The sequence below is a fragment of the Nocardioides sp. NPDC054178 genome (assembly GCF_055585005.1).
The window spans coordinates 1257014-1272631 of record NZ_JBVJKY010000001.1; the positions used below are offsets into that span (position 1 = coordinate 1257014).

The window sequence follows — 15618 nt, forward strand, 5'->3', positions numbered from 1 at the left end:
TCGTATTACTTGGGAGTGTTTGGTCATGCCGGGTGGCAACCTGTTCACGCGTCGTCGGCGTGCTGCTGTCGCGACGATGGCGATGAGCGCCCTCGCGGTGACCGGACTCGTCCACGAGCCGGCCGCCGTGGCGGCGGGCCCGACGCGTACGCCTGCTCTGGAGCGGCCCGTGGAGAAGCCGAACCTGCTGCTGGTCACGGTCGATGACCTCTCCTATCTCGACATGGAGTACCTCCCGCAGGTGCGGAAGCTGGTCGAGCGGACCGGGGTCTCCTTCTCCGAGGGGATCGCGCCGACGCCGATCTGCGTGCCGGCGCGGGCCTCGCTGCTGACCGGTCAGTACGCCCACAACCACGGTGCGCGCACGATCGAGGGGCCCTACGGCGGCTACCAGGCCTTCGACGACTCCTCGACGGTCGCGACGTCGCTGCAGGACGCGGGCTACTCGACGATCCTGGCGGGCAAGTACCTCAACGGCTACGGCGAGGGTGAGAGCCGCGGTGACGTGCCGCCCGGCTGGGACCAGTGGCGCGCGACCGTCGATCCCTCGACGTACAACTTCCGTTCGCCGAAGTTCAGCGTCAACGGCGAGATCATCAAGTCGAAGGGCTACTCCTCGACCGTCATCACCGAGCACGCGAAGGCGGGGATCGCGGCCGAGCGCGGGTCGGGCAAGCCCTGGTTCACCTGGGTCAATTACGTCGCCCCCCACCACGGCGGACCCTCGGGGCCCGACGACCCGAAGAAGGTCTACCCGGGGACCGACGCCGCCCTGTCGGTGACCGTGCCCGACACCCAGGACCGCGGCTACTACGACAACGTGCGGATCCCGGCGCGTCCCAACCTCTTCCCCGAGGACACCTCCGGCTATGCGAAGGGCTCGCCCGGGCGCGGGAAGTTCAACCCGCGCAAGAAGGACGCCCTCCGGATCGCCTACCAGCGCCGTCTCGAGGCCACCCGCAGCCTGGACCGCAACATCGCCTCGCTCCTGGGCGGGCTGAAGAAGAGCGGCGAGCTGAAGCGGACCCTGGTCGTCTTCACCTCCGACAACGGCTTCTCGAACGGCTACCACAACCTCAACGGCAAGCTGTGGCACTACGACGAGTCGCTGCGGATCCCGGTGCTGATGAGCGGGCCCGGGGTGCCGCGTGGGCGGACCGTGCGGACCCCGGTCACCAACCCGGACCTTGCCGCGACCCTGCTGGCGGCGGCCGGGGCGAAGGCTCCGCGGCCGTCCGACGGGATCGACATCATGCCGTGGCTGAACGCGCCCGAGCAGGTCCGTGCGATCCCGGTCGCCGGCTGGCGGGTGACCGACGGGAGCCGGCAGCTGTGGTCCGGCGTCCGGGTCGGCTCCTGGACCTACGCCCGCCTGCACACCGGCCAGGTCGAGGTCTACGACCGGTCCTCAGACCCCTACGAGCAGCACAACCTCGCCGCCGACCCGTCGGTCGCGGAGACCGTCAAGGCGCTCGCGAGGCTCGCCGATCGCTACGCCGACTGCGCCGCCTCGACCTGCCCGAAGGACCTGTACGCCGCCGGGCGGGCGCTCGATCTGGAGGGGCTGTGACCAGCGCCGCCACCCGGGTCGGCGACCTCGAGCGTGAGGCCGCGCGGGCGCGGCTCGTCGAGGCGTACGCCGCGGGGCGGATCGACGCGCCCGAGCTCGAGTCGCGTGCCGAAGCCGTGTGGGACGCGACCCGGTCGGCGGATCTCGCCGCGGTGGTCGACGACCTGGGTGCGGAGGATCCGGCGCCCTCCGGGGAGACGGGCGGGCGCTTCGTACGGGATCTTCTGGTCTTCCTGGTCTGCGGCGCGATCGCCGTCGTCGCCTGGCACGTGACCGGGCGAGGCTTCTTCTGGCCGGTGTGGGTGCTCGTCTACACCGGGCTGCCGCTGTTGCGCCGCTGGCGCGACTAGGACTGCTTGGCCGACTGCTTGGCGAGCGTGTCGGCCGGGACGTCGCCCGACTCGATCTCCCGCGCCAGCTCCCTGATGCGTACGCCGCTGGCGGTCCAGCTGCCCGCGCGCTCCTCGTGGATGGGGGTGAAGCCGCGGCGTACCTCGACGGTCCAGTGGCGGCCGAAGACGACCCGGGCGCCGATCGCGAAGGGGAGGATCGCGAGCAGGAGGACGAGCTCGATGCCGGTCAGGAGCATGACCGCGAGGGCGACGACGAGGAGCGGCAGTGCGATGACGAGCCAGAGCACCAGGAGGATCGCGCTGATCGGATCGTCCCCGGAGGGCGGGCTGGGGACGTCGAATCCGTCGAGACTCAACCGTCGTGACTTCCGCTGCCACGGGACCCAACGCCGGGTGACCCGGTGGACCTGCCCGGCTGGGGTGCGCACCTTCACGGCGCTCAACCTAACGACCCGTCTCAGTTAGCGGTTGTAAACCTCACACTTTGTGGTCACCGCCACGTCAGCGGCCTAAGGTTCGATCCATGAACGACGCCGCTCGCGACGACTCGTTGCGCCTTGCCCAGCCGGCGGATGCCCATTCCCAGGCAGAGTGGGAGGCGGCGACCGCTGCCGTCCTCCGCAAGAGTGGTCGGCTGACGGCCGACGACGCAGACTCGCTCGTCTGGGACAAGCTGACGCGCACCTCCCTCGACGGACTCCGGATCGCCCCGCTCGGCCTGCCCGGGGAGTCCTTCGACGACGCGGCGCGCCCCACGCGCGCCGGCGCCTGGGACATCCGCTCGCTCGTCTCCGGCCTGTCCGGGGTGGACGCCAAGGCGGCCAACGAGGCCGCCCTGGTCGACCTGGACGGCGGGGTCTCCTCGCTGTGGGTGGCCGCCGACGAGACCACCGACCTCGCGGTGCTCCTCGACAAGGTGCTCCTCGACCTCGCGCCGGTCGTGCTCGATGCACCGATCGGTGCGGTCAAGGTCGCCCAGAACCTGCTCGCGCTGATCGCCGAGCGTGGCACCGGGCTGCACGCCGCGACCAACCTGGGCGCCGACCCGATGGGCGCGCTGCTGCGCGACCTGCCGCTGGCGCCCGACGAGGCGTTCGCCGAGCTGGTCGACCTCGCCCGTCTGGCCCAGGGGATCGGCGTGCGCGCGATCGTCGTCGACGCCACGGCCGCGCACGACCTGGGCGCCTCCGACGCCCAGGAGCTCGGCTGGTCGATCGCGGTCGGCGTCGCCTACCTGCGCGCGCTGACCGAGGCCGGATTCTCGCCCGCCGTCGCGGCCGGCCTCATCGAGTTCCGCTACGCGGCCACCGACGAGCAGTTCCCGACGATCGCCAAGCTGCGCGCCGCCCGCCAGCTGTGGGCACGCGTCCTCCAGCTCTCCGGCGCCGAGGGCGTCGAGATGCGCATCCACGCGGTGAGCTCGCGGCCGATGCTGTCGAAGTACGACCCCTACGTGAACATGCTGCGCGGCACCGTCGCCGCCTTCGCCGCCGGTGTCGGCGGCGCGGACGCGGTGACCGTGCTGCCGTTCGACTCCGCCAACGGGGTGCCGGACGGGTTCGGTCGCCGGATCGCCCGCAACGTGTCCCACCTGCTGATCGACGAGTCCCACGTCGCGGCCGTCGCCGACCCCGCCGGTGGCTCCTTCGCCGTCGAGCAGCTGACCGCCGACATGGCCGCGGCCGGCTGGGAGGCGTTCATCCAGCTCGAGGAGGAGTGGACCGGGGCGAACGCCGTCGGCGGCCACGACTTCTCGCCCTTCCGTGACCGGATCGCCGCGGTCTCCGCCGCGCGCGAGAAGGCGATCGCGCGCCGCCGGCGCCCGATCACCGGGCTCACCGAGTTCCCCAACCTCGCCGAGACGCTGCCCTCGCGGCCGAGCGATCCTCTCAACGAGCGGGTGGTGCGCTACGGCGCCTCCTTCGAGGCCCTGCGCGATGCTCCCGCCGCCACCAAGGTCTTCCTCGCCACCATCGGCACGGTCGCCCAGCACACCGCCCGGGCCACCTTCGCGACCAACCTCCTCGCCGCCGGTGGCATCGGCGTCGAGGTCGCGGGTGCGACCGCGGATGCCGAGGAGCTGACCGGGAAGTACCGGGCGGCCGGCGCGCCGCCGGTCGTCTGCCTGGCCGGTTCCGACAAGACGTACGCCGAGTGGGGTGCGGCCGCCATCGCGGCCCTCCGCGAGGCCGGCGCCACGCACGTGATCATCGCCGGGAAGCCCGACGCCGTCGACGCCGAGGTGGACGACGCCGCCTCGATGGGTGTCGACGCGCTCGCCTTCCTGACCGCTACGAGGGAGAAGCTGGCATGAGCATTCCTGATTCCTTCAAGGAGTTCTCGCTGAACGATCGTGTTGATCTCGACACGCCTCCGCCTAGCGGCTCCGGCGGCTCGATCAGCGGCGGCGAGCCGTGGCTGAGCCCCGAGGGCATCGAGATCCAGCCGGCGTACGGGCCTGCGGATCTGGAAGGGCTCGACGCGCTCGACACCTTCCCGGGCCTGAGCCCGTTCCTGCGCGGGCCCTACCCGACGATGTACACGACCCAGCCGTGGACGATCCGGCAGTACGCCGGGTTCTCGACCGCGGAGGAGTCCAACGCGTTCTACCGGCGCAACCTCGCTGCCGGCCAGAAGGGCCTGAGCGTCGCCTTCGACCTGGCCACCCACCGTGGCTACGACTCCGACCACCCGCGGGTGCGCGGCGACGTCGGCATGGCGGGCGTCGCGATCGACTCGATCTACGACACCAGGACGCTGTTCGACGGCATCCCGCTCGACGAGATGTCCGTCTCGATGACGATGAACGGCGCGGTGCTGCCGGTGCTGGCGCTCTACATCGCCGCGGCCGAGGAGCAGGGCGTCGCGCCCGAGAAGCTCGCCGGGACCATCCAGAACGACATCCTCAAGGAGTTCATGGTCCGCAACACCTACATCTACCCACCGGCGGCGTCGATGCGGATCATCGGCGACATCTTCTCCTACACCGCCGCGAAGATGCCCCGGTTCAACTCGATCTCGATCTCCGGCTACCACATGCAGGAGGCCGGGGCGACCGCCGACCTCGAGCTCGCCTACACGCTGGCCGACGGCGTCGAATACCTGCGGACCGGCCTGGCCGCGGGCCTCGACGTGGACGCCTTCGCGCCGCGGCTGTCGTTCTTCTGGGCCATCGGGATGAACTTCTTCATGGAGGTCGCCAAGATGCGCGCGGCCCGGGCGCTCTGGTCCCGGCTCGTGAGCCAGTTCGACCCGACGAACCCCAAGTCGCTGTCCCTGCGGACGCACTCGCAGACCTCCGGCTGGTCGCTGACCGCCCAGGACGTCTTCAACAACGTCGGCCGCACCGCGATCGAGGCGATGGCCGCGACTCAGGGGCACACCCAGTCGCTGCACACCAACGCCCTGGACGAGGCGATCGCGCTGCCGACCGACTTCTCCGCCAGGATCGCCCGCAACACCCAGCTGCTGCTGCAGCAGGAGAGCGGCACCACCGAGATCATCGACCCGTGGGGCGGCTCCTACTACGTCGAGAAGCTCACCCACGACCTCGCCGAGCGCGCCTGGGCCCACATCCAGGAGGCCGAGGCGGCCGGTGGGATGGCCAAGGCGATCGAGCAGGGCATCCCGAAGATGCGCATCGAGGAGGCGGCCGCCCGCACCCAGGCGCGCCTCGACTCCGGTGCCCAGAAGCTGATCGGCGTCAACACCTTCCGGCTCCCCTCCGAGGACCCGCTCGACGTGCTCAAGGTCGACAACGACCAGGTCTACAAGCAGCAGGTCGCCAAGCTCGAGCGGCTGCGCGCGGAGCGCGACGACGAGGACGTACGCCGGGCCCTGGAGGCCATCACCAACGCGGCCGGTTCGACGAGCAAGCCCAGCGGTACCGGCAATCTGGACGGCAACCTGCTCAAGCTGGCCGTCGACGCTGCCCGCGCGAAGGCGACCGTCGGGGAGATCTCCGACGCGATGGAGAAGGCGTGGGGGCGGCACCAGGCCGTCATCCGTACCATCTCCGGTGTGTACCGGGACGAGGCGACGACGTCGGGGGACTCCAAGGTGACCGAGGTGCTGAAGGCGACCAAGGAGTTCGAGGAGGCGGAAGGCCGCCGCCCGCGCATCCTGGTCGCGAAGATGGGCCAGGACGGCCACGACCGTGGCCAGAAGGTCGTCGTCTCGGCCTTCGCCGACCTCGGCTTCGACGTCGACGTAGGCCCGCTGTTCTCCACCCCGGAGGAGGTCGCGCAGCAGGCGGTCGACGCCGACGTACACATCGTCGGGGTCTCCTCGCTGGCTGCCGGTCACCTCACGCTGCTCCCCGCGCTGAAGGCGGCGCTGGAGGAGCAGGGCCGCCCGGACATCATGATCGTCATCGGCGGGGTCATCCCGCCCGACGACGTGGCGACGCTGGAGCAGATGGGCGCAGCCGCGGTCTTCCTCCCGGGCACCGTCATCGCCGACTCCGCTCTCGACCTGCTCGCCCGCCTGCGGGAGCAGCTCGATCACTGATCGACCCGCGAATGTCCTCGCCGGGGGCGTAGGGCTCGTCTAGCCTCAGAGCTGTGACGGACCTACGCCCGGGGCGGGCATCCGGGGACGGGCTGGTGAGGGTCGGGGCCTACGAGATCCTCAGCAAGCTCGGTGAGGGCGGCATGGGCGTCGTCCACCTCGCTCGCCACGAGAGCGGTGAGCGGGTGGCGCTGAAGGTGCTGCGTACGCACGTGGTGGGCGACGAGGAGACCCGCGCTCGGCTGGAGCGTGAGGTGCGGTCGCTGCGGCAGGTGCGCAGCCCCTGGATCGCCGAGATCGTCGACGCCGACCCCTACGCCGACCTTCCCTACGTCGCGACCCGCTACGTGCCGGGACCGACGCTGCACGACCGGATCAAGGACGACGGACCCGTCGTCGGCGAGGACCGGTTCTGGCTGGCACGCTGCCTGGCCGGCGGCGTCGCCGCCTGCCACGACGCCGGCGTGCTGCACCGTGACGTGAAGCCCTCCAACGTGGTGATGGAGGGACGTACGCCGGTGCTCATCGACTTCGGGCTGGCCCGGGTCGCCGACGACCCCAAGATCACCCTCACCGGCTGGCTGGTCGGCACGCCCGGCTATCTCGCCCCGGAGATCCTGGAGGGGACGCCCGCGACGCCGGCCAGCGACGTGCACTCCTGGGCGGCCACGACCGCCTATGCGCTGCTGGGCCGGCCGCCGTTCGGGACCGGGCCGTCGATGGCCGTCCTGGATCGCGTACGCCGCGGCCAGCACGATCTCGACGGCATTGAGGGATCGATGCGGGAGGTCCTGACGGCCGCGCTGGCGACGGATCCCGCGGACCGGCCGGGGCTCGAGGAGCTGCGCGAGTGGCTGATGGAGCCCGAGGTGCCGTGGTCGGGCGCGGATGCCTCCGCGGTCACGGTGGTGCTGCCGGTGACGCTGCCGTTGGCTGCCGCGCCGGCGGAGGCGGAGCAGCCGAAGCCGACGCTGGTCGACCCGGACGCCGCCGCTGTCGAGGATGCCGTGACGGAGGTGGAGGAGGTGCCGCCGACCGCGGTGACCGACGCCGAGGTGCCGGTCGAGCCCGTGGTGGTGCGCCGGTTCGACCCGCAGGCGCCGCCGCCCCAGGCCCCGCCGCCCGAGCCCGGCTGGAGCCCTCCCAGCAAGCACGCCAACCTCAGGCGCTGGCCGGGACCGATGCACTTCCTGGTCCTGCTCGCGCTCGCCGCGATCCTCGCCGGGGTCGTCGCTGCCTACCCGTTCCTCGGTGCCACTCTGCTCTGCCTGGGCGTCTGGTTCCTGCGGGCGGTCTCGCTGGCCGCCGAGCACCTCTCGAAGCGTCGCGAGGCGCGAGGACGCAAGTGGTACGACGGCCTGTGGGCACTCGTCCGCTCGCCGTGGGACCTGGTGCGCGCCGTCCCCGGCACGGCGGCCCTGACCGTGCTGGCCGGCGTGATCGCGGCCGCCGTCGGTGTGGGGTTCCTGGCGCTGGGCGTGCCGCCGGCCGCCGTGCTCTACGCCGCCGCGATGACGTTCATGTCCGCCGCCTGGCTCGCCTCGCAGCGCGTCCGCGACACCGTCGGCCCGGTCGCCCGCGCCGCCTCCTCGCCGTCCCAGCGATGGGTCGTCGCCGTCGTCGGCCTGGCGATCATCGCCGCCGCCCTCGCCTGGTACGTGCTGCAGGCGGGTGTCTCGTGGACGCCCCTGGACGAGGCTCGGTCGAGCCGGCTCCCGGACGTCCTCCGCGACCTCCTGCGGCGTGCTCGGTGATCAGGGCGCGGCCGCCCGGAGCCGCTCGAGCAGCGGCCGGGCGGCCTCGGCGAGGAACCGGTCCTGGGTGTCGTCGCCGATCTGCACCAGCGCGACGTCGGTGAAGCCGGCCTTCCAGTAGGCCGAGACCGCCTCGACGATCGCGTCCAGGTCGGGGCCGCACGGCACCGACCGGGCGACGTCCTCGGGACGGACGAGCTGGGTGGCCGCGGCGAAACCGGCCGGCGTGGGCAGGTTGGCGTTGACCTCCCAGCCGCCGCTGAACCAGCGCATCTGCTCGTGCGCTCGGCGTACGGCGGTCTCCTCGTCGGGGTCCCAGCAGATCGGGATCTGGCCGATCGCACGGGCCTCGGAGCCGATCCGCTTGGCGCCCTCGACACCGTTCCAGGTGTCGACCAGCGATGCCTCGGGCTCGACGGCGACCAGGTGGTCGGCGAGCGGGGCGAGCTCCTCGATGGCGCGTTCGCCGCCCACGGCGAGCCCGATCTCGACGGGCTCCTCGGGAAGGTCCCAGATCCGGGCGGAGTCGACCTGGAAGTACTCACCGCGGTGGTCGACGAGCTCGCCGCTGTGCAGGTCGCGGATGATCCCGACCGCCTCGCGCAGCATCGCGTGCCGCTCTTGGATCGATGGCCAGCCCTGGCCGACGACATGCTCGTTGAGGCTCTCGCCGGCGCCCAGGCCGAGCCGGAAGCGGCCCTCGGCGAGCAGCTGGACGGTCGCGGCCTTCTGCGCCACCACGGCGGGGTGGTAGCGGAGCGTCGGGCAGGTGACGTACGTCATCAGGCCCACACGCGAGGTGGCATGAGCGACCGCGCCGAGCACGCTCCAGGCGTACGGCGCGTGCCCCTGCTCGCTCAGCCAGGGCGAGTAGTGGTCGCTCATCACCTCGAAGTCGAAGCCGGCGTCCTCGGCGGAGGAGGCGTACCGGACGAGGTCGCGAGGTCCGCTCTGCTCGGTGAACAGGGTGTAGCCGAGATCCGTCATGATCGTTCTGTACCCACCCCGCCGGGCGGTCATTCGCGCCTCCGGACACTGCGCCGCCGGCCGGTCGCTGGTCGAGCCGCGCCGCCCGGCGCTCGACCGATTGGCTAAGGTGCTGGCCATGCCAGGGCCCGACGTACAAGACCTTCTCGACGGCATCAGCGACGGCAAGCGGGCGGCGGTGTCACGGGCGATCACCTTGGTCGAGTCGACCAAGCCCCAGCACCGCGACATCGCGCGCGAGCTGCTCACCAAGCTCCCCGCGGGCGACACCGTGCGGGTCGGGATCTCCGGGGTGCCGGGGGTCGGCAAGTCGACCTTCATCGAGGCCCTCGGCAGCCGGCTGACCGCCAACGGACTCAAGGTCGGGGTGCTGGCCGTCGACCCGTCCTCGGTACGCACCGGCGGCTCCGTCCTGGGCGACAAGACCCGCATGCAGCGGCTCTCGGTGGACCCCAACGCCTTCATCCGGCCCTCCCCGTCGGCCGGGACGCTCGGCGGGGTCGCCCGGGCCACCGTGCAGGCGATGGCGGTGCTCGAGGCCGCCGGCTACGACGTGGTGCTGGTCGAGACCGTGGGCGTCGGGCAGTCCGAGGTGACGGTGGCGGGGATGGTGGACACGTTCCTCTTCCTCACCATCGCGCGCACCGGCGACCAGCTGCAGGGGATCAAGAAGGGCATCCTGGAGATCTCCGACGTGATCGCGGTCAACAAGGCCGATCCCGACGACCCCCACCGAGCCCAGGAGGCGCGCGCGGCGGCCCGTGAGCTCGCCGGCGCGCTCCGGCTGGTGCGCTCCCGCGAGGAGTGGGCGCCGCCGGTGGTCACCGCCTCGGCGCTCCACGACGACGGGGTCGACTCGGTCTGGGAGCAGGTGATGGCCCACCGCGCCCACCTCGGTGAGGACGGGCTGCGCACCAAGCGTGCCGAGCAGCAGCTCGACTTCACCTGGGCGCTCGTCCGCGACGAGCTCGACCAGCGGCTCAAGCACTCCGCCGGCGTCAAGGCGATCCGTGACGAGGTGCGTGCCGAGGTGCTTTCCGGCGAGCTTCCGGCGACCGTGGCCGCGGACAGGATCCTGGCCGCCTACGACAAGGATTAGTCTGGCCAGACCATGGAGCCTGCTGCCTTCCTCGCCGAGCGAGTCGATGCCTACGACGCCGAGCTGACCGACCTGCGCCGGGACATCCACGCGCACCCGGAGCTCTCCTGGCAGGAGCATCGCACCACCGAGCTCATCGCCGAACGGCTGGAGAAGGCGGGCTGGCGGGTCGACCGGCCGTCGGCGACCGGTCTGATCGCCGACCTGGGTGGCGACGGCAACGTGGTCGCGCTGCGCGGCGACATGGACGCCCTGCCCGTCGACGACGTCACCACCGACATCTGGACGAGCACCGTCCCCGGGGTCGCGCACGCCTGCGGCCACGACGTGCACACCACGGCCCTGCTCGGTGCCGGCCTCGCGCTGGCCGACCTGCATCGCGAGTCACCGCTGCCCGGTGGCGTACGCCTGCTGTTCCAGCCCGCCGAGGAGGTCATGCCGGGCGGGGCGCTGCACCTGATGAGCCTGGGTGCGCTCGACGACGTGGAGCGGATCTTCGCGCTCCACTGCGACCCGACCGTGGACGTCGGGCGCGTCGGGCTCCGCTCCGGCGCACTGACCAGCGCGGCCGACCTGATCGACGTGCACCTCAGCGGCACCGGCGGTCACACCTCGCGCCCGCACCTGACCGGCGACCTGGTCTTCGCGCTCGCCAAGGTCACCACCGAGCTGCCGGTGATCCTGAGCCGGCGGATGGACCCCCGGGCCGGCGTGAGCGTGGTCTGGGGCAAGGTCACGGCGGGCCAGATCCACAACGTGATCCCCGCGCACGGGTCCGTCGGCGGCACGGTGCGGATCCTCGACAGCGACGCCTGGAGCGAGGTCGAGCACGTCGTGCGCGAGGTGGTCGCCGAGATCATCGCGCCCTACGGCGTGACGGCCGCCGTCGACTACACCCGCGGCGTCCCCCCGGTCAGCAACGACGAGGAGTCCCACCAGATCCTCGTCGAGAGCGTCCGTACGGTGCTGGGGGAGCGAGGCGCCGTGGTCTCCGCGCAGAGCCTCGGCGGCGAGGACTTCGGCTGGTATCAGGAGCAGGTCGCGGGCTCGATGTTCCGGCTCGGCGTACGCACCCCGGGCGGTCCCACCTACGACCTCCACCAGGGCGACCTGCGCATCGACGAGCGTGCGGTGGGCGTCGGCGCCAAGGTCCTGGCCGCCGCCGCCCACCGCACCCTCGCAGGTTCGGGGAGCTAGCCCTTCCGGTACGGCACGCCGTCGGCGGCCGGTGCCCGGGAGTGCCCGACCAGCCCGGCGACGGCGAAGATCGTCACGACGTACGGCAGCATCAGCATGAACTGCGACGGCACCGGCGAGCCGATCACCGAGAGCACGGACTCGACGTTGGACGCGAAGCCGAAGAGCAGCGCCGCCAGGGTCGCCTTGATCGGGTCCCACTTGCCGAAGATGACCGCGGCCAGCGCGATGTAGCCCGCACCGCCGGTCATCTCCCGTCCGAAGGAGGGCACCGAGACGAGCGTGTAGGTGGCGCCGCCGATGCCCGCGATCGCGCCGGCCAGCAGGATGGTGCGGTAGCGGGTGGCGATCACGTTGATGCCGACGGTGTCGGCCGCCTTCGGGTGCTCGCCGACCGCGCGCACGCGCAGCCCCCACTTGGACCGGTAGAGGGCCCAGGCGACGAGGAAGACGGTGGCGTACATCAGGTAGACCAGCACCGTCTGGCGGAAGAAGATCGGGCCGATCACCGGGATGCCGGACAGCAGCGGGATCTCCAGGCGCGGGAAGTGGGGCGGGTTGTTGAGCGCCCCGGCGTTCTCCGAGAGGACCTGGGAGAACATGAAGCTGGTGACGCCGATGACGAGCACGTTGAGGACGACACCGACGATGACCTGCTCGACCCAGTAGGTGATCGCGAACAGCCCCAGGAGCAGCGCGACCAGCATCCCCGCGACCATCGCGGCCACCAGGCCGGCCCACGGGGTGCCGGTGACGGAGGCGACGATCGCCGCGCCGAAGGCGCCGAAGAGCAGCTGGCCGTCGATGGCGATGTTGACGACGCCCGACCGCTCACCGACGACGCCGCCGAGCGCACCGAACACGAGCGGAACCGCCAGCGCCAGCGCGCCGGCCAGCAGGCCGACCACGGGAAGCGTCTTGCCCGCGACCGCCCACGCCAGGAACCCGGACACCGCGATGACGGCGAAGGCCGCGACCAGCACCAGGGGAGTCTTGCGGCCGGCGCGAGCGTTCCAGGCGGCGTACGCCGTGCACAGCAGGCAGAGCACCACGGCCGTCCACACGACGCCGTTGGCGGGCAGCGAGATGTCGGGGATGGCGAACCAGTCGCCCTCGCGGCTCCACCGGAAGGTGGAGTCACCGGTGCGCGGAGCCACGATGACGAGCAGCGCCACCAGCACGGTGAACACCGCCATGACGATGGGTGTCTTCCACAGGCCCGGGATGCGCTCGGCGACGACGGGTGCGTCGGAGTCGACCGGCAGATCGGCAGTAGTGGACACGGTCCTCAGGCCTCCTTCGTGGGGAGTCGGAAGATCGCCTTCACCAGAGGCGGCGCGGCGAGGAACAGCACGATCAGGGACTGGATCACCAAGACGATGTCGACCGGGATGCCTTCGGAGGCCTGCATGAAGAAGCCGCCGGACTTGAACGCGCCGAACAGGATCCCGGCGGCCAGGATGCCGAACGGACGCGACCGTCCCAGCAGCGCGACCGTGATCGCGTCGAAGCCGATCCCGGCGTCGAGGCCGCTGGTCGCGCCGTCGGTCACCGAGCCGAGCACCTGGTTGACCCCGGCCAGGCCGACCAGGGCCCCGGAGATCAGGAAGGCGCTGAGGTAGGCGGCCCCGACGTTGATGCCGGCGGCCTTCGCCGCCGAGGGGTTCTCACCGACCGCGCGGAACCGGTAGCCGAGCGAGGAGCGGTTGAGGATCCACCAGACCAGGAACGTCGCCAGCACCGCGAGCAGGAACCCGGCATGCAGGTTGAACTGCGGCCCGAGCAGGTCCGGCAGGATCGCCGAGTCCGGCATCGGCGAGGACTTCGGGTTGCCCGACCCGGGTGCCTGGAGCAGCGACTTGCGGGTCAGGGCGTAGAAGACCAGGTAGTAGCCGACGTAGTTGAGCATGATCGTCACGATCACCTCGTGGGCACCGGTGAGCGCCTTGAGGAGGCCGGCGATCCCGCCCCACAGCGCGGCGGCCAGCGCTCCGACGAGGATGGCCAGCGGCAGGTGCACGATCATCGGCAGGTCGAACTTGACCGCCACGAACGCGGCCGCGGCGCCACCGAGCAGCATCTGGCCGCGCCCGCCGATGTTGAAGAGCCCGGCGCGGAAGGTCAGGCCGATGCCGAGCCCGGCCAGCGTCAGCGGCGCGGCGAACTTCAGCGTCTCCGTGATCGGCTTGATCTGCTGGGCGAAGGTGCCGGCCAGGTCGTTGTAGACCGCACCCCGCCACAGCGAGACGTACGCCCCCGAGATGGCCTCCCACGCGTAGAAGAACGTGTCGGAGGGGCGGGCGAAGAAGTAGGAGAGCCCGTAGCGGACGTCCTCGTCGGTGAAGAGGATCATCAGCGACCCGACGAACATCGCGAGCAGCACCGAGAGCACCGCGACCAGCGCGTTGCCCGTGGTGATCTCGCGCATCGCCAGGTGCCACCGGCTCGCCTCGGGCACCCGGTCGGCGGCCGCGGTCGCCGTCGCGCCCTCCGCCTGCTCGGTGGGCTCTGTCGTCTCGGCCGGCTGGTTCTCCGGCCCCTTCTCGCTCACGAATCGCTCCCTTCCGGAGACTCGCCGGCCATCATCAGGCCGAGGGTGTCGCGGGAGGTGTCGGCGGGCACGATGCCCACGACCCGCCCGCGGTAGAGGACCATGATCCGGTCGGCGAGGGCGGCGATCTCGTCGAGCTCGGTGGAGACCACGAGCACCGGCACACCGGTGTCACGCGCGGCCACGATCTGCTGGTGGATGAACTCGATCGAGCCGACGTCGACGCCGCGCGTCGGCTGTGCCGCGACGAGAAGTCGCAGGTCACGAGAGAGTTCTCGGGCGACGACGACCTTCTGCTGGTTGCCGCCCGAGAGCTGCCCGGCCAGGGTCGAGACCCCGGGGGCGCGGACGTCGTACTCGGCCAGCTTCTCCTTGGCGAAGGCGTCGAGCTTCTTGAGGTTCAGCGAGCCGCGGGAGACGAAGGGCTCGTCGAAGCTGCGGTTGAGCATGAGGTTCTCGGCGATGGTGAAGTTGCCGACCAGGCCCTCGACCTGGCGGTCCTCGGGGATGAACCCGATGCCCGCCTCGAGCGCCTTGCGCACCGAGCGGCCCACGATCTCGCGGCCGTCGAGCTTGATCGAGCCCTCGACGTGCGGGGCCAGGCCGACCATGGCCTCGGTGAGCTCGGTCTGACCGTTGCCCTGGACACCGGCGACGGCGAGGATCTCGCCGGCGTCGATGTGGAAGCTGATCGAGTCGACGTGGACATAGCCGTCCTCGTCGACCACCGTGAGGTCGGAGACGACGAGTGCGCGCTCGCCGGGCTGCGCCGGGTCCTTGTGCACCTTGAGCTCGACCGGGCGCCCAACCATCAGGGCTGCGAGCTCGGCGTTGGAGGCTTCCGGGGAGGCCTCGCCGACGACCGCGCCGCGGCGGATGACCGTGATCCGGTCGGCCACCTCGCGCACCTCGCGGAGCTTGTGGGTGATGAACACGATGCCCGTGCCGGACTCCTTGAGCTGGCGCATGATCGTCATCAGCTCATCGGTCTCCTGCGGCGTCAGCACGGCGGTCGGCTCGTCGAAGACGAGCACCTCGGCGTCACGCGAGAGCGCCTTGATGATCTCGACCCGCTGCTGCACGCCGACGGGGAGGTCCTCGACGAGCGCGTCGGGGTCCACCTGGAAGCCGAAGCGGTCGGAGATCTCCCGGACGCGCTTGCGGGCGGCGTCGAGGTCGAGGCGGCCGGCGAACCCGGTGGACTCGTGGCCGAGCATGACGTTCTCGGCGACGGTGAAGACGGGGATGAGCATGAAGTGCTGGTGCACCATGCCGATGCCGGCGGCCATCGCGTCGCCGGGACCCTTGAAGCGCTGCGGCTCGTCGTCGATGAGGATCTCGCCCTCGTCGGCCTGGTAGAGGCCGTAGAGCACGTTCATCAGCGTGGACTTGCCCGCGCCGTTCTCACCGAGGAGGCAGTGGATCTCACCCGGCTCGACGGTCAGGGAGATGTGGTCGTTGGCGACCAGGGAGCCGAAGCGCTTGGTGATGTCGCGAAGCGCGAGTCTCATGGCACGGATCATTCCTTGCAGGGTGGAGAGATTCCAGAGGTACGTCGCGAGGGGGCCGGGTTCCCGGCCCCCTCGCACTGCTCGTGA

Annotated in this window: 12 protein-coding genes; 7 read left to right on the forward strand and 5 right to left on the reverse strand. The window is 71.3% G+C overall.

Annotated features, from left to right (window positions below; genetic code table 11):
- Window positions 1–25 precede the first annotated feature (25 nt).
- A complete protein-coding gene (locus ACZ6WN_RS05990; protein ID WP_465863339.1) occupies window positions 26–1570 on the forward strand; it encodes a sulfatase-like hydrolase/transferase in 1545 nt (514 codons plus the stop codon).
- Complete coding sequence (locus tag ACZ6WN_RS05995) at window positions 1567–1920, forward strand: DUF1707 SHOCT-like domain-containing protein (RefSeq protein ID WP_465863340.1); 354 nt, start codon at window positions 1567–1569, stop codon at window positions 1918–1920. Before ACZ6WN_RS05990 ends, ACZ6WN_RS05995 begins: the two co-directional genes overlap by 4 nt.
- Here ACZ6WN_RS05995 and ACZ6WN_RS06000 read toward each other — a convergent pair.
- A complete protein-coding gene (locus tag ACZ6WN_RS06000; protein WP_465863341.1) occupies window positions 1917–2357 on the reverse strand; it encodes a hypothetical protein in 441 nt (146 codons plus the stop codon). The two genes, ACZ6WN_RS05995 and ACZ6WN_RS06000, sit on opposite strands and share 4 nt — an antisense overlap.
- Window positions 2358–2446: 89 nt before the next feature.
- Here ACZ6WN_RS06000 and ACZ6WN_RS06005 point away from each other — a divergent pair, with 89 nt between their 5' ends.
- The 3 genes from ACZ6WN_RS06005 to ACZ6WN_RS06015 are packed head-to-tail and all read left to right on the forward strand — an operon-like array spanning window position 2447 to window position 8186.
- Entirely contained in the window at window positions 2447–4237 is a 1791-nt protein-coding gene (locus ACZ6WN_RS06005; RefSeq protein WP_465863342.1) for a methylmalonyl-CoA mutase family protein, read from the forward strand.
- Complete coding sequence (scpA, locus tag ACZ6WN_RS06010) at window positions 4234–6432, forward strand: methylmalonyl-CoA mutase (protein WP_465863343.1); 2199 nt, start codon at window positions 4234–4236, stop codon at window positions 6430–6432. The genes ACZ6WN_RS06005 and scpA overlap by 4 nt, the downstream gene beginning before the upstream one ends.
- 53 nt (window positions 6433–6485) lie before the next feature.
- Entirely contained in the window at window positions 6486–8186 is a 1701-nt protein-coding gene (locus tag ACZ6WN_RS06015; RefSeq protein ID WP_465863344.1) for a serine/threonine-protein kinase, read from the forward strand.
- On the opposite strand, the gene ACZ6WN_RS06020 is transcribed toward ACZ6WN_RS06015, so the two are convergent.
- Window positions 8187–9173: an LLM class F420-dependent oxidoreductase gene (locus ACZ6WN_RS06020; protein WP_465863345.1), complete on the reverse strand. Its 987-nt coding sequence runs from the start codon at window positions 9171–9173 to the stop codon at window positions 8187–8189.
- Between the two features lie 100 nt (window positions 9174–9273).
- Between ACZ6WN_RS06020 and meaB the strand changes: the two genes are divergently transcribed.
- Window positions 9274–10272 (forward strand): methylmalonyl Co-A mutase-associated GTPase MeaB, encoded by a 999-nt coding sequence (gene meaB / locus ACZ6WN_RS06025; protein ID WP_457165465.1) that lies wholly within the window; start codon window positions 9274–9276, stop codon window positions 10270–10272.
- A gap of 12 nt (window positions 10273–10284) precedes the next feature.
- Window positions 10285–11469: an amidohydrolase gene (locus tag ACZ6WN_RS06030; RefSeq protein WP_465863346.1), complete on the forward strand. Its 1185-nt coding sequence runs from the start codon at window positions 10285–10287 to the stop codon at window positions 11467–11469.
- On the opposite strand, the gene ACZ6WN_RS06035 is transcribed toward ACZ6WN_RS06030, so the two are convergent.
- From ACZ6WN_RS06035 to ACZ6WN_RS06045, 3 genes are read right to left on the reverse strand one after another with little or no spacing between them, the layout of a single operon-like run.
- Window positions 11466–12752 carry an ABC transporter permease gene (locus ACZ6WN_RS06035; RefSeq protein ID WP_465863347.1) on the reverse strand — a complete coding sequence of 429 codons (1287 nt, stop codon included), beginning with the start codon at window positions 12750–12752 and terminating at the stop codon, window positions 11466–11468. The genes ACZ6WN_RS06030 and ACZ6WN_RS06035 overlap by 4 nt on opposite strands.
- A gap of 5 nt (window positions 12753–12757) precedes the next feature.
- Window positions 12758–14020, reverse strand: a complete 1263-nt coding sequence (locus tag ACZ6WN_RS06040; RefSeq protein ID WP_465863348.1) for an ABC transporter permease — start codon at window positions 14018–14020, stop codon at window positions 12758–12760.
- Window positions 14017–15531 (reverse strand): ABC transporter ATP-binding protein, encoded by a 1515-nt coding sequence (locus ACZ6WN_RS06045; protein WP_465863349.1) that lies wholly within the window; start codon window positions 15529–15531, stop codon window positions 14017–14019. Before ACZ6WN_RS06045 ends, ACZ6WN_RS06040 begins: the two co-directional genes overlap by 4 nt.
- Window positions 15532–15618 lie beyond the last annotated feature (87 nt).